Annotated in this window: 20 protein-coding genes; 4 read left to right on the top strand and 16 right to left on the bottom strand. The window is 68.6% G+C overall.

What is annotated here, in order from left to right; all coding sequences use genetic code 11:
- The first annotated feature begins 51 nt into the window (after nucleotides 1-51).
- Nucleotides 52-564: a hypothetical protein gene (locus tag IM776_RS06825; RefSeq protein ID WP_194422234.1), complete on the top strand. Its 513-nt coding sequence runs from the start codon at nucleotides 52-54 to the stop codon at nucleotides 562-564.
- Nucleotides 565-708: 144 nt separating this feature from the next.
- On the opposite strand, the gene IM776_RS06820 is transcribed toward IM776_RS06825, so the two are convergent.
- The 7 genes from IM776_RS06820 to IM776_RS06790 all read right to left on the bottom strand — a co-directional run bounded on the left by IM776_RS06820 (nucleotide 709) and on the right by IM776_RS06790 (nucleotide 7,612).
- The gene (locus IM776_RS06820; protein ID WP_194422233.1) at nucleotides 709-1,737 is read right to left on the bottom strand and encodes a 6-phosphofructokinase; all 1,029 of its coding nucleotides are present in this window, start codon (nucleotides 1,735-1,737) and stop codon (nucleotides 709-711) included.
- A 191-nt stretch (nucleotides 1,738-1,928) separates the two neighbouring features.
- Nucleotides 1,929-4,067: a DEAD/DEAH box helicase gene (locus IM776_RS06815; protein WP_194422232.1), complete on the bottom strand. Its 2,139-nt coding sequence runs from the start codon at nucleotides 4,065-4,067 to the stop codon at nucleotides 1,929-1,931.
- 149 nt (nucleotides 4,068-4,216) lie between these two features.
- A complete protein-coding gene (locus IM776_RS06810; protein ID WP_194422231.1) occupies nucleotides 4,217-5,173 on the bottom strand; it encodes a bifunctional riboflavin kinase/FAD synthetase in 957 nt (318 codons plus the stop codon).
- The gene (locus IM776_RS06805; RefSeq protein ID WP_228479956.1) at nucleotides 5,170-5,613 is read right to left on the bottom strand and encodes a hypothetical protein; all 444 of its coding nucleotides are present in this window, start codon (nucleotides 5,611-5,613) and stop codon (nucleotides 5,170-5,172) included. The genes IM776_RS06810 and IM776_RS06805 overlap by 4 nt, the downstream gene beginning before the upstream one ends.
- Nucleotides 5,614-5,679: 66 nt before the next feature.
- Entirely contained in the window at nucleotides 5,680-6,048 is a 369-nt protein-coding gene (locus IM776_RS06800) for a hypothetical protein (protein ID WP_194422230.1), read from the bottom strand.
- Nucleotides 6,045-6,938: a tRNA pseudouridine(55) synthase TruB gene (gene truB, locus IM776_RS06795; RefSeq protein WP_194422229.1), complete on the bottom strand. Its 894-nt coding sequence runs from the start codon at nucleotides 6,936-6,938 to the stop codon at nucleotides 6,045-6,047. Before truB ends, IM776_RS06800 begins: the two co-directional genes overlap by 4 nt.
- Before the next feature lie 35 nt (nucleotides 6,939-6,973).
- A complete protein-coding gene (locus tag IM776_RS06790; RefSeq protein WP_194422228.1) occupies nucleotides 6,974-7,612 on the bottom strand; it encodes a hypothetical protein in 639 nt (212 codons plus the stop codon).
- A gap of 59 nt (nucleotides 7,613-7,671) precedes the next feature.
- Between IM776_RS06790 and IM776_RS06785 the strand changes: the two genes are divergently transcribed.
- Complete coding sequence (locus tag IM776_RS06785; protein WP_194422227.1) at nucleotides 7,672-8,571, top strand: A/G-specific adenine glycosylase; 900 nt, start codon at nucleotides 7,672-7,674, stop codon at nucleotides 8,569-8,571.
- 10 nt (nucleotides 8,572-8,581) lie between these two features.
- Here IM776_RS06785 and IM776_RS06780 read toward each other — a convergent pair whose 3' ends face one another.
- The 8 genes from IM776_RS06780 to IM776_RS06745 all read right to left on the bottom strand — a co-directional run bounded on the left by IM776_RS06780 (nucleotide 8,582) and on the right by IM776_RS06745 (nucleotide 19,225).
- Nucleotides 8,582-10,792, bottom strand: a complete 2,211-nt coding sequence (locus IM776_RS06780) for a LuxR C-terminal-related transcriptional regulator (RefSeq protein ID WP_194422226.1) — start codon at nucleotides 10,790-10,792, stop codon at nucleotides 8,582-8,584.
- Nucleotides 10,793-10,892: 100 nt separating this feature from the next.
- Nucleotides 10,893-11,327 (bottom strand): 30S ribosome-binding factor RbfA, encoded by a 435-nt coding sequence (gene rbfA, locus IM776_RS06775; RefSeq protein WP_194422225.1) that lies wholly within the window; start codon nucleotides 11,325-11,327, stop codon nucleotides 10,893-10,895.
- A gap of 59 nt (nucleotides 11,328-11,386) precedes the next feature.
- Nucleotides 11,387-14,101: a translation initiation factor IF-2 gene (infB, locus tag IM776_RS06770; protein ID WP_194422224.1), complete on the bottom strand. Its 2,715-nt coding sequence runs from the start codon at nucleotides 14,099-14,101 to the stop codon at nucleotides 11,387-11,389.
- Nucleotides 14,102-14,195: 94 nt separating this feature from the next.
- Nucleotides 14,196-14,468, bottom strand: a complete 273-nt coding sequence (locus IM776_RS06765) for a YlxR family protein (RefSeq protein ID WP_194422223.1) — start codon at nucleotides 14,466-14,468, stop codon at nucleotides 14,196-14,198.
- A gap of 100 nt (nucleotides 14,469-14,568) precedes the next feature.
- Nucleotides 14,569-15,555 carry a transcription termination factor NusA gene (nusA, locus tag IM776_RS06760; protein ID WP_194422222.1) on the bottom strand — a complete coding sequence of 329 codons (987 nt, stop codon included), beginning with the start codon at nucleotides 15,553-15,555 and terminating at the stop codon, nucleotides 14,569-14,571.
- 83 nt (nucleotides 15,556-15,638) lie between these two features.
- Nucleotides 15,639-16,670, bottom strand: a complete 1,032-nt coding sequence (locus IM776_RS06755) for an LOG family protein (protein ID WP_194422221.1) — start codon at nucleotides 16,668-16,670, stop codon at nucleotides 15,639-15,641.
- A gap of 2 nt (nucleotides 16,671-16,672) precedes the next feature.
- Nucleotides 16,673-18,427 (bottom strand): proline--tRNA ligase, encoded by a 1,755-nt coding sequence (locus IM776_RS06750; protein WP_194422220.1) that lies wholly within the window; start codon nucleotides 18,425-18,427, stop codon nucleotides 16,673-16,675.
- Nucleotides 18,428-18,454: 27 nt separating this feature from the next.
- Complete coding sequence (locus IM776_RS06745) at nucleotides 18,455-19,225, bottom strand: isocitrate lyase/PEP mutase family protein (RefSeq protein WP_194422219.1); 771 nt, start codon at nucleotides 19,223-19,225, stop codon at nucleotides 18,455-18,457.
- 53 nt (nucleotides 19,226-19,278) lie between these two features.
- Between IM776_RS06745 and IM776_RS06740 the strand changes: the two genes are divergently transcribed.
- On the top strand, nucleotides 19,279-20,700 hold the full coding sequence (locus IM776_RS06740; protein ID WP_194422218.1) for an RNB domain-containing ribonuclease: 1,422 nt from the start codon (nucleotides 19,279-19,281) through the stop codon (nucleotides 20,698-20,700).
- Nucleotides 20,701-20,777: 77 nt separating this feature from the next.
- Nucleotides 20,778-21,542, top strand: coding sequence for a phosphotransferase family protein (locus tag IM776_RS06735; protein WP_228479955.1), 765 nt, complete (start codon nucleotides 20,778-20,780; stop codon nucleotides 21,540-21,542).
- A gap of 42 nt (nucleotides 21,543-21,584) precedes the next feature.
- Here IM776_RS06735 and IM776_RS06730 read toward each other — a convergent pair whose 3' ends face one another.
- A complete protein-coding gene (locus tag IM776_RS06730) occupies nucleotides 21,585-22,049 on the bottom strand; it encodes a GNAT family N-acetyltransferase (RefSeq protein WP_228479954.1) in 465 nt (154 codons plus the stop codon).
- Between the last annotated feature and the right edge of the window lie 4 nt (nucleotides 22,050-22,053).

The raw sequence follows: 22,053 nt of genomic DNA, 5'->3' as shown, positions 1-22,053 counted from the left end.
GAACCGGCGCGATGGATCACGGAGGACCTTCCGATCGAGCATCCTGCACGAATGTGGAGACAGGTCGCCTCCACGTGGAAGCTGGATGATCTGATCGCAGCTGGCGACTTTCTCGTTCACACGCGAAACAAGCTGACGACACTCGACGATCTGTGGGCGGAGGTTCATGCCGCCGGCGACGTGCGCGGTCTGCTGAAGCGCGCGCTCTTGGAGATCCGCGACGGTGCCGAGAGCGCACGGGAGACGTCGCTGCGTCTGGCTATCACTCGCGCGGGGCTGCCCCAGCCGGAGCTCAACTGGGACCTGCATGACGAAGGCGGAAGATTCGTCGCCCGGCTGGACATGGCGTACCCGCAGTACCGGGTCGCGCCGGAGTACGACGGGCGCCAGCATGCGGAAGGAGCACAGTTCGCGAGAGATGCCGACCGCTGGGACGACATCCGCTCACAGAGATGGAACCTGGTTCGTGTACTCAGCCATCATCTGCACCCCGACCCGCAGATTGCCGTCGAGAAGGTCGCGAACGCCCTGATCTCGGCCGGCTGGAGGCCCGGTCGATCCTGATTCCGCGTCCGGAAACTTGTGGGTCAAAGCATCCGTCATCGGCGATAACTCGGACATGCACTGGGGTGTGTCGGAGAACATGCGGGTGTGACGCCGGAACACCCGCAACTTTCCGGACATGGAGACGAGGCGCGCGGCGCGGACTCAGCCGAAGAGCGCCGCGGCCTCGTCGTAGCGGTAGCGCGGCACGGTGTTCAGCTCGCCGAGAGCCTCCTCGAACGGCACGCGCACGATATCGGTGCCCTTCATGGCGACCATCTGGCCCCATGCGCCATCGATGATCGCGTCGGCCGCGTGCAGTCCGAGCCGAGTGGCGAGCACCCGGTCGAAGCCAGACGGCGAGCCACCGCGCTGGATATGGCCGAGGATCGTCGCGCGGGTCTCCACGCCGGTGATCCGCTCGATCTCGGGAGCCAGCTGGTCGCCGATGCCGCCCAGGCGCGGGCGGTTGAAGGCATCCAGACCCTTGTCGCTGTACGCCTCGTCCATGCCCTTGAGAGTGAAGCCCTCCGACACCACGACGAGCGGTGCACGTCCGCGGTCGTGCGCGCTGGCGACCTGAGCCGCGATCTCGTCGATCGACATCGGCACCTCGGGGATGCAGATGACATGCGCTCCCGCCGCCATACCTGCGTGCAGGGCGATCCAGCCGACGTGCCGGCCCATGACTTCTGCGACCATGCAGCGCTGGTGCGAGTCGCCGGTGGTGCGGAGGCGGTCCATCGCGTCGGTGGCGATGTTGACGGCGGTGTCGAAGCCGAAGGAGTAGTCGGTCGCGCGCAGGTCGTTGTCGATCGTCTTCGGCACCCCGAGCACCTTGATGCCGTCCTTCGCGAGACGGTCGGCCGCTGCGAGCGTGCCCTCGCCGCCGATCGCGATGATGCCATCGATCTTGTGGCCGTACAGCGTCTTGGCGATGTTCTCGGCTCCACCGCGCTCGCCCTCGTACGGGTTGGTACGGCTCGTACCGAGGATGGTGCCGCCGACCTTGGACAGGCCCTTCACCTCGTGGCGGGTGAGGGGCATGAAGTCGCCCTCCACGACTCCGCGCCAGCCGTCGCGGATGCCGACGAACTCGAGGTCGTACGACGTGGTGCCCTTGAGCACGATCCCGCGGATGACCGCGTTGAGGCCGGGGCAGTCGCCGCCGCTGGTGAGGATGCCGATCTTCATGCTGATGCCTTCAGACGTTGAGGGAGGGGGACGGGCGACGCTGCCTGTTCTCGACCCTAGTGGGCATCATCCCTCGATGCCATTCGGAGCACGCGAAAACGATCGATCTTGCGCCCAGCCGCCGGTGACATCGCAATTCCTCGCCGATTCCGGGGCATCGACCCCGGAATCGGCAGCAAGAAAAGCGATTCTTACGCGCCGCCGAGGGCCTCGCGCAACAGGTGCATGAGGGCGCCGAGCTGGACGCTCTCACTGGCGACCTCGTCGACGGTCTCGCCGTCGAGGGCACGCGCCGCGAGCCCCTGCTTCTGGTCGATGAGCTCGGCGATCTTCGTGTCGATCGTATGGGCGGCGATGATGCGCCATGCCGTGACCGGTTCGTCCTGACCGATGCGGTGCACGCGGTCGATCGCCTGGGTCTGCTCCGCCGCGGTCCAGCTGAGCTCGGCGAGCACGACGTTGGAGGCCGCCTGCAGGTTGAGGCCGACGCCGGCAGCGGTCAGTGAGCATACCGCGACGCCGACGCTCTCGTCGCCGTTGAAGTCGTCGATCGCCTGCTGGCGCGCGGGCGTCGTCTGGTCGCCGCGGATCGAGACGTAGCGGATGCCGGATGCCGCGAAGTGCTCCTCGGCCTGATCCATGACGTCGATGTGCTTGGCGAAGAAAACGACCTTGCCCACCGAGCGCTGCAGCTGCGCCGCGTAGTCCGCCGCGAGCACGGCCTTGGCCTGACCGATCTTGCGCACCATCGTGAAGACGTTGTCGCCGCCGGTGCCGGCCGCACGGGACTCCTCGAGCTCTCCTGTCGCCACGAGACGCACGATGTCGTCGTCGATCTCGCCCTCGGTGAGCCCGCGATCGCCTCGCGCCTCGATGATGCGGCGGTACTTCGCCGCCAGCCGCTCCCCCAGCTCGCGCTCCGCCTGCCGGATGCCACGGCCGAACTCATCGTCCAGCTGCACGGGCAGGTCGGCGATGAGCTTGTCGGGCAGATCTGCCGCGACATCCTTCTTCTTGCGCCGCACGATGCCCATCGAGATGACGGCGTCGCGCGCCTCGCCGTAGAACGCCTTGTCGGCGGGTGTCAGGCCGGTGGCATCCAGCTTCTCCATCAGCTCGGATCCGGGCTTGTCGCCCGTCGTCCAGCCGAGGAAGCGCCAGATCGCGTCGAAGTCCTCGACGTCATTGATCAGCGGCGTTCCGGTCAGCGCCATCATCAGCGGGTCGCGAGTGCGCTCTCTGATGCGGGAGGCCAGCGCCAGGACGTTCTGCGATCGCTGGGATGTGAGGTTCTTGATGAAGTGCGCCTCGTCGACGACCATGCCCTGCAGGCCGATCGAGCCCAACCACGACAGGTGCCGGTCGAGGATCTCGTAGTTCACGATGAACACGTCGGCGAAAGCATCGATGTCGGCGCCGTCGCCCTGGATGACCGTTGCGCGACGCTGGGGCGTCCACCGCTCGACCTCGCGCGCCCAGTTCATCTTCACGACGTTCGGGACGACGACCAGCAGCGGGTAGGCGTCCGCGATGGAGGCCGCGAGGACCGACTGCGCGGTCTTGCCCAGGCCCGGCTCGTCCGCGAGCAGGAAGCTGCGGTGACCGGCCCTGACCGACTCGAGGAAGCGCGACTGGTGCACCATGACCTCGAGGCCCTTGGGCGAGATGTGGTCGTACTCCGGAAGCGGCGGCAGCTCCATCGTCGCAGTAGCACCGCCGGCACCGGTCTCGAATGCCTTGTACAGCGGTCCCATCAGCTCCCAGCCGTCGAGGCGACGACGAGGCGTCGTGGTCGGGCGAGGCGTGAGGTCGGGAGCGAGGAAGGGGTTGGCGAGCTGACGCGACTCCACCGCCGGCGGGGTCACCTGCTTCTCGGCCAGCGCGGCGGGCACGACCGGCGCCTGCACCGGCGCGATGTCGGTGATGATGAGCTCGTCCGGCGCGAGTTCGGCGCCCGATTCGAGCAGCCAGTCGCGGCGCATGCGCTTGGCGACCGGGCTGGTGGCCTGGTCGGCCTCGAGCAACTGGATCAGCGAGGTGTCGCGCGCGGCGGTCTTGGCCAGGATCGTGGCCACTCCGTCGAGCCGCTTGAGGAGCTCGGCGCGCGCGGCGTCGCCGAACGCGTCGTCCGCCTTCACCCTGGCGCGCTCCTCACGCACCAGGAAGGCGATCACCTGGAACTTGACCCGGTTGGTGGGGCCGAGCTTGCCGCGCTGCGCCTTCGCCTCGATCTCGCGCACCTTGCGCGCGAGGATCGGGATCAGCGGGGCCTCGTCATCACGACGAGATGTCTTTCTGCGCCGCGTCGCGGCGGTTGCCGAAGTCGGCATGCTCCTCCTGAGCGTGAATACCGGATCGCCATGAGAGGCGGTTCGTGCCGTACGAGTAATCCGCGTGTGGGGTGAGCCAGGACCGTGCGGACTTCGTTCTCGCGCTCAGCGATGCGCGAAATCCGCACCCGCAACGTCGAGAACCACACTCATTCTAGGGCATCAGACCCAAGAAGCGCGCGGGCATCGTCGACATCCGCCGACATCTGCCGCATCAGCGCGTCGATTCCCTCGAACGCCACCATGCCGCGCAGCCGCTGGCTGAACTCCACTGTGACGTCGTGGCCGTACAGATCCAGAGCGTCCTCGTCGATCACGTGCGCCTCCACCTGGCGGACGAGCACGTCGTCGAAGGTCGGATTGGTGCCGACGGAGACGGCGGCGGGATGGCGGATGCCGGTGTCGTGGTCGTCCAGCCACCCGGCGTACACCCCGTCGGCAGGCACGAACGCGTCCACGGTCTCGGACAGGTTCGCGGTCGGGAAGCCGAGCTCCCGGCCGCGCTTGTGCCCGTGCACGACTTCGCCTCGCACGTCGACGGGACGGCCGAGCACCTGCCGCGCCGTGGCGACGTCGCCCTCTGCCAGCAGCTCGCGGATCCAGCTGGACGAGACGCGCCGATCGGAGCCCTCGACGTACACGTCGTCGACGACGTCCACCGAGAAGTCGTAGCTCGGGCCGAGCTCGCGCAACAACTCGGGGGTGCCCGCGCCCCGGTGCCCGAACCGGAAGTCCCGCCCGACCAGGACCGTCGATACGTGCAGAGCACCTACCAGGATCTCCTGGACGAACTGCTCGGCGGGTTGCGAGGCGAGGTCGCTGTCGAAGGTCAGCACGAGCGTGGCGTCGATCCCCAGCGCGCCGAGGAGCTCGATCTTACGATCGACAGAAACGACGTTCTCGGGGCAGAGGTCGGGACGCAGCAGCGCGAGCGGGTTCCGGTCGAACGTGACGGCGACGGAGCGGGCTCCGGATGCCGCGGCATCCGCCTTCAAGCGCTCGATCACCGCACGATGACCGGCGTGCACGCCGTCGAACTTGCCGATCGCCACCGCAGAGCGGCCGAAGTCGGCTGGCACCTCGCTGGGGTCGCGGAAGACGATCACGCCGCCACCTCGGCGGAAGGCGCGGCGATCCGCGCGGCAGGGCGATGCGTGCGCAGCCACCAGATGCCGAACATGGGCAGCACCAGTGGGATGAACAGGTATCCGCGACCGAACACCGACCACACCGAATCGTGCTGGAACATCTCGGGCGTCGTCAGGCTCAGCATGCCGACGATGAGGACGCCGGCCAGCTCGAAGACGATCGCGACCCACGCGATCGTGTACCACCCGCGCCGGCTCGCGAAGACGAGTCCGAGGGTCGCGACGATGTAGACGACGGCGGCGACGGCAGAGAGCGTATAGGCAAGCGGCGCCTCGTCGAATCGGCGGACGATCTGCACGAAGCTGCGTCCGGTGGCGGCGAGGGCCATGACCGCGTAGACGATGACGAGAACGCGGCCGATGCCGGTCATCCGAGAGCGGGTTTCGGTGGTGGTCATAGCGCCTTCCATCCTAAGCGCGCAGGATGCCGCCGGATGCCGCCGGATGCCGCCGGATGCCGCGCGCTACGCGACCTGGACGGTCCAGATGACTTCCATGCGCCACAGCATGATGGCGACGGCGAACGCGAGAAGGCCGAGGATGACGGTGCTCCACCGGCTGCGCTCCAGGAGAGCCCAGGTGACGCCGCCGATCGGCAGCAGAACGGCCGAGACCAGGTACACCCAGAACTCGAGCAGGTCGCCGGTGGGCGGGTTGCCGGCGAACGGCGCGATGATCGCGATGACCACCTGCACGATGAGCAGCAGCTCGATGATGGCGAGGGCACCGACCGTATAGTCGCTCGGGCGTCGCCCCATCAGCCCCGCGATGACGCAGAACAGGCCGGCGGCCACCGCCGCGACGATCTGGATGCTCGTGAACCACAGGATCATCGGGACTCCTGGGGCATGTTCATGGCGCTCTTCAGATCGCGCCCGCGCTTCTCGACGATCCCCACCAGGATGCCGTCCTGGTCGATCGCCGCTGCGATGTCGGCGTCCAACAGCCCGCCCTGGCCGATGAGTCGCTTGCCATGGCGCAGGTCGCGCGCATCGTCCGCGGAGACGTCGAGCCGCTGCAGCACCTTCGATGCGGCATCGCCGGGGGTGAGCGTCGGCGCACCCTCGAGGGCGTCGATGCCGACGGCATCCGCCACATCGAACGGACCGACCATGGTGCGGCGCAGTGCCGTCAGGTGTCCCCCGACACCGAGGCGCTCTCCCAGGTCGCGGGCGAGCGCGCGAATGTAGGTGCCGGACGAGCAGTCGACCACCACGTCGAGGTCGATCGAGCCGTCCTCGCGCCGCTCGGCGAGGACGTCGAAGCGGGACACCGTGACGGCTCTGGCCTTCAGCTCGACCTCCTCGCCGGCCCGCACCCTGTCATAGGCGCGACGGCCGTCGACCTTGATCGCCGAGACCGAGCTCGGCACCTGCGAGATGTCGCCGGTGAGCGCGGCCACACCCTCCGCGATCCGCGCCGAGGTGACTGCATCCACGAGGTCGGCAGCAGTGCGGTCGGTCGTCTCACCCTCGGCATCGTCGGTCGAAGTCGTCCGGCCGAGGCGGATCGTGGCGAGGTAAGTCTTGTCGGCGCCGACGATGTAGGTGAGCAGGCGCGTGGCGCCCTCGACGCCGATCACCAGCAGTCCGGTGGCCATCGGATCGAGCGTTCCGGCGTGCCCGACCTTGCGGGTCCCGAACGCGCGACGCGTGCGGGCGACGACGTCGTGACTGGTCAGCCCACCGGGCTTGTCGACGAGGAGGATGCCGGGTGCGACCATTCCTCCAGCCTACCGACGCGCAGGCCGCCGCTGCGTCAGCCGCACACCTCGTAGGGCGGCTCCTCGAGGGTCGTCACGGTGACGGCGTTCGCCTGATCGCCGGTGTAGTACTCGAAGAAGATCATCGTGCCGTCGCCGGGAACGCTCAGCCAGGTGCCTTCGCCGATCGGCGCCTCGCCCTCCGCGGCATCCGGGTACTGGGCCCGCACCTCGTCCTTCGTGGATCCGATGCCGAGGCCCTCCTCGGTCCGCGGGCCGACGCCCGGCGTGACGGGGTCGGCGGCGGACGCGGATGCCAGCACGATCGGCTCTTCCTCGGATTCCGTGCCGCGCACGAAGTTCATGTTGTAGCTCTCGTCCTCGGCGTTCCACCAAGCGGCCCACGAGCAGTTCTCGTCGTTCATCCACGTGTCCGGGAGCTCCGCGAGCGTCGCGGCGAAGTCCCCTCCGGTCTCGATCGGGCCGATACCCGTCTCCGTGACGACCCAGGTCGACGGATCCTCGAGATCGACGGGAGGCTCCGAGGTGGGCGAAGGATCCGGATCGGCGGACGTGGCGGAGGGTTCGGGCGCCGGTGTCGACGCCTCAGGGGCGGGGCTCGCAGTCGCACAGCCGGCGAGCATCAGCGCTCCGAGAGCGGCGACCACGATCGGACCGGTTCGTCTGCGAGACATGTCGGACTCCTCTGCTCTCCCGTGCGCCCGGGGCCGGACGCTCCGCATAGGCTAACGAGATGCCCGTCCGATCGACACCCCCCTTGCGCCTGACCGCGGAGCTGTCGGACTGGTACCGCGCGAACGCTCGGGACCTGCCGTGGCGGCGGCCGGAATTCCACGATCGGTACGGCGCCTGGGGCACACTGGTGAGCGAGTTCATGCTCCAGCAGACACCGGTGACGCGCGTCATCCCGCACCTCGAGGCGTGGCTGGAGCGCTGGCCGACGCCGTCGTCGATGTCGCGCGCGACGCCCGCGGACGTTGTGCAGCAGTGGGCGAATCTCGGTTACCCGCGACGTGCGCTCTGGCTGCATCGGGCGGCGATCGAGATCACCGAACGTCACGATGGTGCGGTGCCGCGCGACATCGACGCGTTGCTGGCGCTGTCCGGAATCGGCGACTACACCGCTCGCGCTGTCGCGACGTTCGCATTCGAGGACCGGCATCCCGTGGTCGACACCAACACGCGTCGTGTGCTCGCTCGCGCGCTGGAGGGCAGGTCGCAGCCGGGCCCGGCGGCCCGACGCGACCTGGCGGTCATGGAGGCCCTGCTCCCCGAGGCGGATGCCGACTCGGCCGTGTTCAACGCCGCCGCGATGGAGCTCGGCGCCGTGGTGTGCACGTCACGCGCGCCGCGCTGCGAACGCTGCCCGATCGTGGATGTCTGCGCCTGGGTCGCCGCCGGACGCCCCGACACGGGCGATGACCGCCGGCGGCAGGCCCGCTACGAGGGCTCGGATCGTCAAGCGCGCGGCGCCGTGCTCAAGGTGCTGCGGGATGCCGCCGGCAGCGAGGTGCCTGCAGATGCGGTGATCCCCGACTGGGCGGATGCCGGGCAGCGCGACCGTGCGATCGACTCGCTGATCGTCGACGGTCTCGTCGAATCCGTCGACGGGCTCCTCCGCCTCCCCCGGTGACCCAGGAGCGTCAGAAGGCCCGGCCGGTCCGGTGCGCCAGCACCGCCAGCTCGACGCGATTGCGGACGCCGAGCTTGTCGAAGAGGCGGCCGACATGAACCTCGACGGTGCGCACCGAGACGTCGAGGTCGATCGCGATCTCGCGATTCTCGCCGCCGGATGCCACCCGCATCGCCACCTCGATCTCGCGTTCCGTGAGAAGCGTCTCCCAGGCGACACGACTGGCCGCGAGCGGATCGGTGTCGCGGATGACCGCGATCGGCTCGGTCACCGGGTCGCTGTGCGCGGACAGCGCGACCATCAGCCTCGAGAGCCTTGCCTCGGCGGCGTCCTTCCAGGCGAGCGCTCCGGCGTCCTCGAACAGCCGGCTCGCCGCGCGCAGATGACGGCGCCCCGCCGACGCATCGCCCCGCGCGATGCACGTCGAACCCAGCAGCGCCTCCACGCGTGCGCGATCGAACGGTGAGCTCAGGCGGCGACCGGCCTCCGCGATCTCATCATGCTCGCGCCGCCACGATGATTCGGGGAGCGTGCGGATGCGATGCAGGAGCCGCCTTGCCTCGCGCGTCTCGGGCGGTTCGACGCGCGGCCGCTGGACGACCGGCCCGACTTCCTCCAGTCCCGGCACGCCCAGTGCCGGTTCCGGTGCGCCACGATCGTGCCATAGCGTCACGTCGATCGCTGCCTGCTCCGGTGCGCCGCCGAGATAGGCGCTCAGCCCGCTGTCCACGAGCCGATCGATCCGGATGCCCCCGGGGAGCGTCGCTGCGAGCGATCGTGCCAGTGCACCCGGCGCGCCACGCACGGCGATGTCCAGGCGCTGAGCGAGGACAGCCCCGAGACCGGCGAACGGCACGCCGACCGGGAGGTCGATGGATGCCGCAGTCAGCAGTTCCCGCGCCGTGTCGACGTCGCCGCGCCAGAATCGCAGGAGCGCCTCAGTGACGACCAGATAGGCGTCGACCAGCGGACTGCGCTCGAGGTCGGCGACCAGCGGATCGTCCTCGTCGGTGGTCCTCGCCTGCGCGCGGGCGAGGATGCCGAGTCCGTCGTCGATGTCGCCGCCCACCGCCGCGTGCAGTGCCCCGACCATTGCGCCGGAGAACGGCCCGCACGAGCAGGGTTCGACCGCATCGGCCTCGCCGGTCAGCATCCAGCACAGCGCCACGGCCGCATCGCGCACGGCGCCGTCCGCTTCTGCGCGCGCGTCCGCCTCGCGGAGCTCGGTCAGCCATGCGCGCATCTCCGGCGAAGCGCCTCGTTCCGCGCACGTGACGGCCGCGACGCCCGCGGTGCGTGCCCAGGCGCGCCACCGGTCGGGATCCGCAGCCCGCGGGCGGTGCTCGGCGGGGTCGATCATCGCGATCATCCCGTGCATGTTCGTCTCGGCGACGACCGCGGAGCCGAGGGCCTTCGCGCGGACGGCCTCGTCGGTGTTCGGGAGCAGAGCACCGAGCCATTCGGCGGCGTCTTCGAAGCACCCGGCGCTCATCGCTGCGGCTCCCGCGGCCGCTCGCGCCCTGCCGAGCTGCGCGCCCTCGGCGTGAGCGGCGGCCTCCGAGGCGACAGCGAAGGCTCGATGCGCGTCACCGGCCTCGGACAGCGCACCGACCATGTCGATCAGCGGCGCAGCGATGTCAGGGATGCGCTGCAGTGCTCCGCAGGCTCGATGCCAATCGGCCGCATCGTCGTCGCCCCTATCTCGATGAGCCCGCTCGAGCAGTCCGTGCGCGTACGCGATCTCGAGGGCGGTCGCGGTGTGCTGCACCCAGATCGCCGCTCTCCGGTCGCCGAGAGTGAAGCGGCCGTGCGATGCAGCGAGGAGTGCGCTCAGCCGGCCGGCCAGAAGCTCTTCGGGTGCCAGACCGGTCGCGCGCATCAGCACCTCGGCACTGTCGTCGACGCTCAGTCCCACCATGAGAAGCGTGAGTCTGTCGTCCGGATCGAGCACGAGGCCATCGAACCGCGCTGAGATCGACGGCACGAGCGGCAGCAACCGTGGCAGCATGCGCTGGCCGGTGCGCTGCGCGGGACTCAGTGCCACGCAGGTCTCGCGCACGGTGGCCGGATCGCCGTCCAGCCGGCGCAGCAGCGTGCCGATCACCTGCGGTGCGGTGGTCAGGCGGCTCGCGAGCAGGTCTGCGGCGATCTCGGTGACGGGTTCGCATTCCAGCGCAGGAAGCAACCAGATGTGCGGATCCTGCCGCCAAGCGCTCGTCACAAGCCCGTATCCCCCCGAATACCGCGATCGTCGACCGCCGGCGCGCCAGCAGTGCCGCTCACGTTATCAAGGCGGGCGCGCCGCCGCTAGACGCCAGCGTCTAGTGCTCCTCGTCCTCTGAAAGCTCAGCGCGGTACGGGTCGGCGTCGCCTGCGTGCTTCGCGGACGATGCGAGCTTCGCCACCTCGGCGTCGCGCTCCTGCGCCTGACGCAGCAGGGCGCTGATGTTGTCGGCATTCTCGGGGAGCGCATCGGGGATGAACTCCAGGGTCGGCACGAGGCGGGTGCTGAGCTGGCGTCCCACCTCACTTCGCAGCATGCCGGTCGCGGAGGCGAGGGCTGCACCACTGGCGACGCGCTCCTCCTCCGTGCCCAGCACGGTGTAGAAGGCGGAGGCGTGCTGCAGGTCGCCCGAGACCCGGACGTCGGTGATGGTGACGAATCCGAGACGCGGATCGCGCAGTCCCTTCTCCAGGCGCTCGGCCAGGATGACGCGGATGCGATCCGCCAGACGTGCCTGTCGTTCTCCAGCCATTTCCTTCTCCTCTGTGACGAATGAGGGGCGCCCGCAGGCGCCCCTCACGATCGATCGGATCAGCCGCGAGGCTTCTCCACCATCTCGGTGGTCTCGATCTCGTCGCCGACCTGGATGTCGTTGTACTTGCCGAGGCCGATACCGGCCTCGAAGTCCGTACGGACCTCGGTGACGTCATCCTTGAAGCGACGCAGCGACTCGATGGCGAGGCCATCGGCCAGGACGACACCGTCGCGGATGACGCGAGCCTTGGCGTTTCGGGTGATCGTGCCCGAGCGAACGATGACACCGGCGATGTTGCCGAACTTCGAGGAGCGGAACACCTCGCGGATCTCGGCGACACCCGACTGGACCTCTTCGAACTCCGGCTTGAGCATGCCCTTGAGCGAGTTCTCGATCTCGTCGATCGCGGCATAGATGACCGAGTAGAACCGGACATCCACGCCCTCGCGTGCCGCAGCCTCGCGGGCCTTGGTGTCGGGGCGGACGTTGAAGCCCACGATGATCGCGTTGTCGATCGTCGCCAGGTTCACATCCGACTCGGTGATCGCGCCGACCCCGCGGTGGATGATGCGCAGCTGCACGGAATCGTCGACCTCGATCTTGAGGAGCGACTCCTCCAGCGCCTCGACGGCACCGGACACGTCGCCCTTGATGATGAGGTTGAGCGTCTCGACCTTGCCCTCTTCGAGAGCGCGGGTGAAGTCCTCGAGCGAGATGCGCTTGCGGGCCTTGGCCAGCAGTGCGTTGCGCTGGACGGCTTCACGCTTCTCAGCGATCTGACGCGCCATGCGGTCTTCCTCGGTGACGATGAAGACGTCGCCGGCACGCGGCACCGAGTTCAGACCCTGCACCTGCACCGGACGGGACGGAGCCGCCTCTTCGACAGCGTCGCCGTTCTCATCGAGCATGGCGCGAACACGGCCGAAGGCGGTGCCTGCCACGATCGAGTCACCGACGCGCAGGGTTCCGGACTGGATGAGCACCGTGGCGACCGAACCGCGACCCTTGTCGAGCTTCGCCTCGATGGCGACACCGCGAGCGGACTTGTTCGGGTTCGCGGTCAGGTCAAGACCTGCATCGGCCACGAGCAGCACGGCGTCCAGAAGCTCCTGGATTCCGGTGCCCTGGCGGGCCGAGACGTCGACGAACATGACGTCCCCGCCGTACTCCTCGGCGACCAGACCGTACTCGGTGAGCTGCTGACGCACCTTCGCCGGGTTGGCCTCGGGCTTGTCGACCTTGTTTACCGCGACCACGATCGGCACGTTCGCCGCCTGGGCGTGGTTCAGCGCCTCGACCGTCTGCGGCATGATGCCGTCATCGGCTGCGACCACGAGGATCGCGAGGTCGGTGACCTGCGCACCACGGGCACGCATGGCGGTGAACGCCTCGTGACCAGGGGTGTCGATGAAGGTGATGGCGCGTTCGATCTCTTCGTGCTCTGTCCAGACCTGATAGGCGCCGATGTGCTGGGTGATGCCTCCGGCCTCACCCTCGATGACGTTGGTCTGACGGATCGCGTCGAGAAGACGGGTTTTACCGTGGTCGACGTGACCCATGACGGTGACGACGGGAGGACGGATCTCGAGGTCGTCCTCGCTCTCCGCCTCCAGCTCCTTCTCGAGGTCGAGACCGAAGCCCTCGAGGAGCTCCTTGTCCTCGTCTTCTGGCGAGACCATCTGGATCTTGTAGCCGAGCTCTTCACCGAGCACCTCGAAGGTCGCCTCGTCCAGCGACTCGGTGGCCGTGGCCATCTCGCCGAGGTTGAAGAGGATCGTGACGAGGGTTCCGGGCTGAACCGTGTAGCCGGTCAGCGTCTCGATCTTGTCCGCGAAGTCAGCGATCGACGCGCCGCGACGCATGCGGATGGTCTCCCCGTTGCCGCGGGTGACGTTGACGCCACCGACGACCGGGGCATCCCGCATCTCGAATTCCTGCCGCTTCGCCCTACGCGACTTGCGCTGCTTGGACTTGCCGCCTCCCTTTCCGAAGGCACCGGCCGTACCACCGCCGGGTCCACGGCCACGGCCACCGCCGCCACCGGGACGACCCGCGAAGCCGCCACCGGGACGGGCTCCGGGTCCACCGGCACCGGGACCGCCACCGGGACGACCGGGACCACCGGAGCGCTGCTGGAACGGTGCGCCGGGACGACCACCCTGACCGCCACGCGGGGCGCCGGGACGGGGCGAGCCGGGACGAGGTGCACCCGGACGTGGTGCGCCGGGACGGGGCGCCTGCGGGCGCGGAATGTTGCCCGGCGTCGGACGCTGGCCCATGCCCTGCGCGGACGCGAAGGGGTTGTTGCCGGGGCGGGGGCCCGCGGGACGCTGGCCCATGCCTTGCGCGGACGAGAACGGGTTGTTGCCCGGACGCGGTGCGCCGGGCTTCGGTGCTCCACCGTCCGCCGACGGGGCAGCTGCGCTCGGCGCAGGGGTGCTGGGGGCGGAGGGTGCCTCAGGCGCTGCGGGCGCTTCGGCGGCCGGCTTCTCCTCCGGGGCAGGCTTCGGGCCGGGCTTCGGGCCGGGTGTCGGCGCCTTGGGGCCGGGCTTTGCTGCGGCCGACTTCGCGGCGGCAGGCTTGTCCTCGGTCTTGGGCTTGATCGCACCGTCCGCCTCGATGGCGGCACGGAGTTTGCGAGCCACGGGCGGCTCGATCGTCGAAGAGGGGCTCTTGACGAACTCCCCGAGTTCCTTCAGCTTCGCAAGTGCGATCTTGCTGTCGACGCCGAGTTCAGCGGCGATCTCGTGTACACGTGGTTTGGCAGCCACAATTCTCCTGTCTGGGTCGGTCTGCCCAGACAGGGCAGACCACTAGTCGCGGACGGGTCTCATTTCGAGCCGTTCACTTTGTTTCCATAGCCGTTCAGCCTTTGTTCTTCGGAAAATGCTGTTCGATGGTCTGCATGTCTTCCTCCTCGGGAAACCCGATGGACTGCGACACACGTAGTGCTCGTGCGAAGGCCCGCCGCCGGATGGCGTATTCCAGGCACTCCCGTGTCGGATGCACCCACGCGCCCCTCCCCGGCATCACGGCGCGCTCATCGAAGACGAGGACGTCGTGGTCAGCCACCACTCTGAGAAGAGCGGATCGGGAAGCACGCATGCGACAGCCGACGCATGTTCGTACTGGATCCATCCTACACCTCCGCGGAGTGGGAGATTTCGACTCGACGGCCGCGCCGTCTCGCTCAATCTTGATCAGTAGCGCATCAACGCGGCCCTGCCGCATTGATCCGCTACTCGTCAAGAATGCTGTCGGGCTGGATGTCGATCTTCGCCCCTGTGAGCTTCGCGGCGAGACGGGCGTTCTGGCCCTCCTTGCCGATCGCGAGCGACAGCTGGTAGTCCGGCACGAGGGCGCGGACGGCTTTGGTGCCGGCATCCAGCACGAATGCGCTGGTGACCTTGGCGGGCGAGAGCGCGTGCGCGACGAAGGTCGCGAGGTCGGCGTCGTGGTCGACGATGTCGATCTTCTCGCCGGCGAGCTCCTCGGTCACTGCGCGCACACGGCGTCCGAGTTCCCCGATGCAGGCGCCCTTGGCGTTGATCGACGGGTCGTTCGCCTTCACCGCGATCTTCGTGCGGTGTCCGGCCTCACGGGCCAGCGACACGATCTCGACCAGACCCGCGGCGATCTCGGGGACCTCGAGCGCGAACAGCTTGCGCACGAGTCCAGGATGGGTGCGCGAGACGGTGATCTGCGGCCCTTTGAGGCCCTTCGCGACGCTGGTGACATATACGCGCAGACGCGAGCCGTGGGTGTATTCCTCGCCGGGGACCTGCTCCTCCGGCGGCAGGATCGCCTCGACGCTGCCGAGGTCGACGTGGATCATCCGCGGGTTGGGCCCCTGCTGGATGACGCCGGCGACGATGTCGCCCTCTTTACCGCGGAACTCGCCGAGCACCGCATCGTCGGCGATGTCGCGAAGACGCTGGCTGATGACCTGCTTGGCGGCGAACGCCGCGATGCGGCCGAAGTCGTCAGGGGTGGCATCCTCTTCGCCGATCACGGCGCCCTCGTCATCCGTGACGGGCTGGAGGACGGCGACGTGCCCCGTCTTGCGGTCGAGTTCGACGCGCACTCCCTGGGGCACCGCACCATCCGCGGAGACGTGCTTGCCGTAGGCGGTCAGGATGGCCTGCTCGATGATTGCGACGAGTTCGTCGAAGGGGATCGCCTTCTCCTTCTCGATTCCGCGCAGCAGCCCGAGTTCAATGTCCATGACGGTCTCCGTATTCAGCTCTTCGCCGCGGCATCCTGCACGCGCGGCATCCGTACAACGATACCCGCTCCGCGGGACGGCTGTCAGCGCGCGGAGTCGAGTGCGTTGATCGCGTCGATGAGGCGGTAGAGTCCGCCGACCTCGCGCTGGCCGAGTCGGAGCCCGAGCCGCGGCAGGTCGACGCGGTCGTTGTCGGCGAGCTCGACGGGCTGCGCGGCCACGAGCTCGATGCGGCCTTCGGCGATGATCGAGGCGAACTCCTCGTTGAGGTGCTCGACCTCCACCTCGGTCGGCCGGTGCTTCAGGCGCAGGATGAGGACGTCATCGACCCAGCGCAGCGAGTCGTAGTTGATCCAGAACCCGGTGATCTCGGCGACCGCCTCCTCGGCGGAATCCGTCACGAGCACGCGGTCGAAGTCATCCGGCGAGATGACTCCGGCAGGGATCAGCGTGTCGACGACGAAGCGCTCCAGCCCGCGCCAGAACGTGCCGCCCGGCTCGTCGAGCAGGACGACCGGCATCGGCTCCGCCTTGCCGGTCTGCTGCAGCGTGAGCAGCTCGAACATCTCGTCGAGCGTGCCGAAGCCGCCGGGCAGGCAGATGAAGCCGGTCGATTCCTTCACGAGCATGAGCTTGCGCGTGAAGAAGTACTTCATCTCCACGGAGTGCGTCTCATCCGCGACGACCGCGCTGGGCTTCTCCTCGAAGGGCAGGCGGATCGACACGCCGAGCGCCATCTTCTCTCCCGCCCCTTCTGCGGCGGCCTGCATGATTCCAGGACCGGCGCCGGTGACGACCATCCACCCGCGTTCGGCGAGCACCTCTGCGACGGATCGCGCCTGGTCGTAGAGCGGGTCGTCCTGCCTGGTGCGCGCCGAACCGAAGACCGTGACCTTGGGGACGTCCGCGTAGGGCTGGAACAGGCGGAACGCATCGCGCATCTCGGCAAGCGCGGCGGAGGCGATCTTCAGGTTCAACCGGTCCGTGCCGTCTTCGCCGAGATGGATGCCCGTGCGCAGGATCCGCCGGATCAGCGAGCGGTTCGCAACGATTCCGGACTCGGCGACGATCCGCTCGATCGCGGCTGTCTGCTCGTCGCGCTGCGCGTCGGTCATGATCAGCGCGTCAGTCGTTCGATCGCCTCGACCAGCGACATGCTGTCGCGCTCCCCCGTGCGGCGGTCCCAGAGCTCGACCTGGCCTTCGGCGGCTCCCCGCCCGACGACGAGCACCCGGGGGACGCCGACGAGCTCGGCGTCGCCGAACTTCACGCCGGGCGACACCTTCGGGCGGTCGTCGTAGAGCACGTCGAGTCCGGCGGCCTCGAGGTCGGCCGATGCCTGCTCCGCGACGTCGAAGGCGACCTGGTCGCGTCCTGCTGCGACGACGTGCACGTCGAAGGGCGAGACGGATGCCGGCCAGATGAGGCCCTTCTCGTCGTTGTTGAGCTCGGCGATGATCGCGAGGATGCGGGTGACGCCGATGCCGTACGAGCCCATGGTCACCGTGACGAGCTTGCCGTTCTCGTCGAGGACCTTGAGTCCGAGCGCCTCGGCGTACTTGCGGCCGAGCTGGAAGACGTGACCGATCTCCATGCCGCGTGCGAGCGAGACGGGGCCGGAGCCGTCCGGGGCGGGATCGCCGTCGCGGACGTTCGCGATCTCGATGATGCCGTCGGCAACGAAGTCGCGACCCGCCACCACCGAGTGCGCGTGCTTCTGATCGAGGTTGGCGCCGGTGATCCAGCTGGTGCCCTCGGAGACGCGGGGATCGACCAGGTAGCGGATACCGGTGGCGGATTCCTCGCCGAGGACGGCGCCGGTGGGCGACCACGGGCCGATGTAGCCCTTGACCAGCAGCGGGTTGGCTTCGAAGTCCTCCGGCGTCGCGGTGGACACCTCGGCGGGCGCGAAGGCGACCTCGGCACGCTTGTCGTCGACCTCGCGGTCGCCGGGGATGCCGACGACGACGAGCTCGCGGGTGCCGTCCAGGTGCGTGAGCGCCAGCACGACGTTCTTCAGCGTGTCGGCCGCGGTGACCTCACGGTCGAGCACCGAGTTCGAGTGCGCGACGAGCGTCTCGATGGTCGGGGTGTCCGGAGAGTCGAAGACGACAGCCGAAGGCGCGTCGTCGAAGGGAACGGCATCCGGAACCGCGGTCGTGAAGGCCTCGACGTTGGCGGCGTAGCCGCCCTCGCTGCGCACGAAGGTGTCCTCGCCGACGGGGGTCGGGTGCAGGAACTCCTCCGAGCGCGACCCGCCCATCGCGCCGGCATCCGCCTGTACGATCGCGTACTCGAGGCCCAGGCGCTGGAAGATGCGTTCGTATGCGTCGCGCTGGGCCATGTAGCTGACATCGAGACCTGCGTCGGATGCGTCGAACGAGTACGCGTCCTTCATCGTGAACTCGCGGCCGCGGAGGAGGCCGGCGCGCGGGCGCGCCTCGTCGCGGTACTTGTCCTGAATCTGGAAGATCGTCAGCGGCAGGTCCTTGTACGACGAGTAGAGGTCTTTGACGAGCAGCGTGAACGCCTCCTCGTGTGTCGGGGCGAGCAGGTAGTCGCCGCCCTTGCGGTCCTGCAGGCGGAACAGCAGGTCCCCGTACTCGTCCCAGCGACCGGTCGCCTGGTAGGCCTCACGGGGCATGAGCGCCGGGAAGTGCACCTCCTGCGCGCCGGCCGCGGCCATCTCCTCGCGGATGACCGTCTCGATCTTCCCCTTGACCTTCAGTCCCAGCGGCAACCATGCGAAGATGCCGGCCGCCTGCGGCCGGATGTACCCGGCGCGGATGAGCAGCCGGTGGCTTTTGACCTCGGCACCTGCCGGGTCTTCGCGGAGCGTGCGGAGGAAGAACTTCGAGAGACGTGTGACCACGCGTCAAGTCTAGTGACGCCTCCGCGGTCAGTTCAGCGCGCGTGTCCCCTCGGGGATGACGCCGTCGGCGTACAGGCTCGTCGCGACATCCTGCAGGGCAGTGAGAGCGACGCGCTGGATCATCGGACCGTAGGAGATGCGGGCGACGCCGAGCGCTTCGTACTCTGCGGCCGCGAGCGCCCCGGGCAGGCCGATCACGCTGATCCTTCCCCGGCCGATGCCCTCCACGAGCTGCGCGGTGACGTCGGCGTTCAGGATGCCGGGCACGAACACGCAGGTCGCGCCGGCATCCAGGAACGCACGGCCTCGTTCGATGGCATCCTTGACGCTCTCCTCGATCGGGCGGTCGCCCGCGCGGACGAATGCGTCGGTGCGGGCGTTGAGGGCGAACGGCACGCCCTCTGCTTCGCCGGCCTTGACGATCGCCTCCATGACCGCGACGGATTCGGCGAGCGGCTTCAGGCGATCCTCGACGTTGGCGCCGACGATGCCCGCGCCGATCGCGAGGCGGGTGGTCTCCCCCGCATCGCCGTATCCGTCATCGAGGTCGGCGCTCACGGGCAGCTCGGTGGATGCCGCGATCCGCCCGACCATGTCGATCATGAGCTCGCGAGGGATCTCGCCGTCGGCGTAGCCGAAGGTGGCGGCGATGGAGTGGCCAGCAGTTGCGAGCGCGGTGGTCTCGGGGAGGTCGGCGACGGCCTTGGCCGAGACGACGTCCCAGATGTTGACGACGCGGAGGATCTCCGGGGCGTCGTAGAGCGAACGGAGCTTCTGTGCCTTCTCTGCAGCGGTCATGGCTTCACGCTAATCCCTTCATGGCGGTCAGGGGCCGGAATTAGGGTGGTGGCATGCCTCAGCGTCGATCACATGTCGCCCCGTCCGCCGCGCAGAGCGGGCTCGCCGAGGCGCTTGCCGCGCTTCGGGTTTCGCTGGACGCGCCGGTCGGGTTCCCGCCGGAGGCGATCGCCGAGGCATCCGACGTCACGCCGCCCCTGCCCGGTCTCGATCTGCGCGATGTCCCGTTCGCGACGCTGGATCCGCTGGGGTCGAGGGATCTCGATCAGGCTTTCCACCTCGCCCGCAACGGTGACGGCTTCGAGGTGCGGTACGCGATCGCAGACGTCCCGGCGTTCGTGGCTCCGGGCGGAGCGCTGGATGCCGCGGCACGAGCGCGCGGGCAGACGCTGTATGCGGCGGACGGATCGATCCCGCTGCATCCGCGGGAGCTGAGCGAGGGGCGCGCGTCGCTGCTGCCCGGCGAGGATCGTCCGGCGCTGGTGTGGACCTTCGCGCTGTCCGCATCGGGTGACGTGGAGGGCTTCCGTCTCGAACGGGCGCTGATCCGCTCGCGCGCGCAGCTCGACTACGAGAGCGCACAGCGCGCGCTGGATGCCGGTGAGGAGTCGCCGGCATCGCTGCTGCCGGTGATCGGCGCGCTGCGACTGAAGAAGGAGCGGGAGCGCGGAGGTGCGAGCCTGAACATGCCCGACGAGGAGGTCGTGCAGCGCGAGGACGGGACGTACGGTCTCGTACGGCGCACTCCCCTGCCGATCGAGGACTGGAACGCGCAGCTCTCCCTGATGACGGGCATGGCGGCGGCGTCGCTGATGCTGGAGGCGAAGGTGGGCGTGCTGCGGACGATGCCCGAGCCGGATGCCGCGGCGTTCGAGGCCTTCCGGCATCAGACCGAGGCGCTCGGTCGGCCGTGGACCACCGGCGAGTACGGGGAGTATCTGCGGAGCCTCGATCGCGCGGATCCGCTTGCGCTGCCCGTACTGGAGGCCGCCGCATCGCTGTTTCGCGGGGCGGGGTACGTGACGTTCCACGGAGTCGTGCCTGCGGAGATCGAGCAGGCGGCGATCGCCGCACCGTACGCGCACGCGACCGCTCCTCTGCGGCGGCTCGTCGACCGGTGGGTACTGGCGATCTGCCTCGGGATCTCCGACGGCTCGGGCGTCCCCGCGTGGGCTCGCGATTCCCTCGATGAGTTGCCCGAGCTCATGCAGGCGTCGAGTCAGCGGGCATCGCGGCTGAACGCCGACACGGTCAACCGGGTGGAGGCGGCGCTGATGCGGCCGCTTGTCGGCACGGTCATCGAGGCGACGGTGATCGAGGTTCGAAACGGCGGCGAGCGCGCGAACGTTCAGCTCGCCGATCCGGCGGTGACGGCGTCCTCGCCCGTACCCGCGGGCACGCAGCCGGGCGAAGCCGTCCTGCTGAAGGTCGTGCGGGTCGACATCGCGAAGGGCGAAGTGGAGTTCGCGCTGTGAGCGCATTGGACCGCCTCTCGCCTGAGCAACAGAACTGGGTTCATGCGCGATTGGGTGAACCGGATTCGGTGCGCGACATGTCTTGGAACGTGGTCGAATCGATCGTGCTGCACGTGCGTTCCACCGCGGGCGATGCCGTGGTGAAGGCCGGCGGTGCCAGCAACCATCACATCGAACGCGAGCTCTCGGCGCACCCGAAGTACACTCGCGCGCTCGTCGACACCGGACACGCCGCGCGACTGCGAGATGGCGATGCGTCACTGAGGGTGATGATCCTCGATCACCTGCCGGGCCGATTGGTAGAGGGTACGGATGCGGAACAGCAGTCCGACACATACAACCGCGCCGGTGCGCTGCTGCGCGAGTTGCATCGCCAGGAGACGCGGGAGGATGCGGGTTACTGGACACGCACGAGGGATCGGGCATTGTCCTGGCTCGACCAGCCGAATCGCGTGGATGCGGATACCGCGTCCGAGACTCGGCACATCTTGCATTCATCGCCGACCACGCCGGCCGCGGTCGTACCCGCTCACGGCGACTGGCAGCCCCGCAACTGGCTGACCGACGGCGACGTCGTGCGCGTGATCGACTTCGGCCGATTCGGATTCCGTCCCGCCGCAACGGATCTGACTCGCCTCGCAGCCCAGCAGTGGCGCGGACAGCCGGAGCTGGAGACGGCGTTCTTCAACGGTTATGGCGAGGATCCCCGGGACGCGGACCACTGGCGATTCGCGCGCCTGCAGGAAGCTGTCGGCACGGCGTGCTGGGCCTTCCAGGTCGGTGACGAGGAGTTCGAGGCGCAAGGGCATCGGATGCTGGCCGAGGCACTTGCTGCGTTCTGAGGACGGGCGTCAGTGATCCCGCGTTGAGCGGGGGGTGTCCGGTCAGCCGAGGCGCTTGCGCATGAGCAGTTCGCGGCCTCTGTCCTCCGGAAGTGGATCGCCGGGCTCGTCGACGTGCTCGAAGCCGTTGCGGACGTACGCCGTGACAGCTGCGCTGTTGGTCGGCACGACGGCGAGCCACAACTCTGTCGCCTGTGGAATAGCCCATGCTTCGACAGCCGAGATGAGCGCGTCTCCGACACCGTGACCGCGTGCCTCCGGCGCGACCCACATCGAGATCAGCTCGATCCGCTCCCCCTGCATCCCGCCCACCATGCCGGCGGGGATGCCGTCCCGGAGAGCGATGACGTTCAGCATCCCGGAATTCCGCAATCGCTGACGCCACCGCTCTTCCGGAGCATTCTTCCAATCCTCATAACGCGAGCCGAACGCGAACGGCGCGTCCTGCAGCGCACGCAGGCGCAGGCTGCGCCACGCGCGCCAGTCGGACTCCGTGAGCGTCTGCATTTCC

The organism is Microbacterium abyssi (assembly GCF_015277895.1).
Taxonomy (GTDB): Bacteria; Actinomycetota; Actinomycetes; order Actinomycetales; family Microbacteriaceae; genus Microbacterium; species Microbacterium abyssi.
This window is presented reverse-complemented; position numbering and strand designations above follow the sequence as displayed.

Bases quoted from the DNA above. Each gene is read 5' to 3' on its own strand.
- IM776_RS06825 (WP_194422234.1), top strand. From the start codon at position 52: ATGTGGAGACAGGTCGCCTCCACGTGGAAGCTGGATGATCTGATCGCA.
- IM776_RS06820 (WP_194422233.1), bottom strand. From the start codon at position 1,737: ATGAAGATCGGCATCCTCACCAGCGGCGGCGACTGCCCCGGCCTCAAC.
- IM776_RS06815 (WP_194422232.1), bottom strand. From the start codon at position 4,067: ATGCCGACTTCGGCAACCGCCGCGACGCGGCGCAGAAAGACATCTCGT.
- IM776_RS06805 (WP_228479956.1), bottom strand. From the start codon at position 5,613: ATGACCACCACCGAAACCCGCTCTCGGATGACCGGCATCGGCCGCGTT.
- IM776_RS06800 (WP_194422230.1), bottom strand. From the start codon at position 6,048: ATGATCCTGTGGTTCACGAGCATCCAGATCGTCGCGGCGGTGGCCGCC.
- truB (WP_194422229.1), bottom strand. From the start codon at position 6,938: ATGGTCGCACCCGGCATCCTCCTCGTCGACAAGCCCGGTGGGCTGACC.
- IM776_RS06790 (WP_194422228.1), bottom strand. From the start codon at position 7,612: ATGTCTCGCAGACGAACCGGTCCGATCGTGGTCGCCGCTCTCGGAGCG.
- IM776_RS06785 (WP_194422227.1), top strand. From the start codon at position 7,672: ATGCCCGTCCGATCGACACCCCCCTTGCGCCTGACCGCGGAGCTGTCG.
- rbfA (WP_194422225.1), bottom strand. From the start codon at position 11,327: ATGGCTGGAGAACGACAGGCACGTCTGGCGGATCGCATCCGCGTCATC.
- IM776_RS06765 (WP_194422223.1), bottom strand. From the start codon at position 14,468: ATGGATCCAGTACGAACATGCGTCGGCTGTCGCATGCGTGCTTCCCGA.
- nusA (WP_194422222.1), bottom strand. From the start codon at position 15,555: ATGGACATTGAACTCGGGCTGCTGCGCGGAATCGAGAAGGAGAAGGCG.
- IM776_RS06755 (WP_194422221.1), bottom strand. From the start codon at position 16,670: ATGACCGACGCGCAGCGCGACGAGCAGACAGCCGCGATCGAGCGGATC.
- IM776_RS06745 (WP_194422219.1), bottom strand. From the start codon at position 19,225: ATGACCGCTGCAGAGAAGGCACAGAAGCTCCGTTCGCTCTACGACGCC.
- IM776_RS06740 (WP_194422218.1), top strand. From the start codon at position 19,279: ATGCCTCAGCGTCGATCACATGTCGCCCCGTCCGCCGCGCAGAGCGGG.
- IM776_RS06735 (WP_228479955.1), top strand. From the start codon at position 20,778: ATGTCTTGGAACGTGGTCGAATCGATCGTGCTGCACGTGCGTTCCACC.
- IM776_RS06730 (WP_228479954.1), bottom strand. From the start codon at position 22,049: ATGCAGACGCTCACGGAGTCCGACTGGCGCGCGTGGCGCAGCCTGCGC.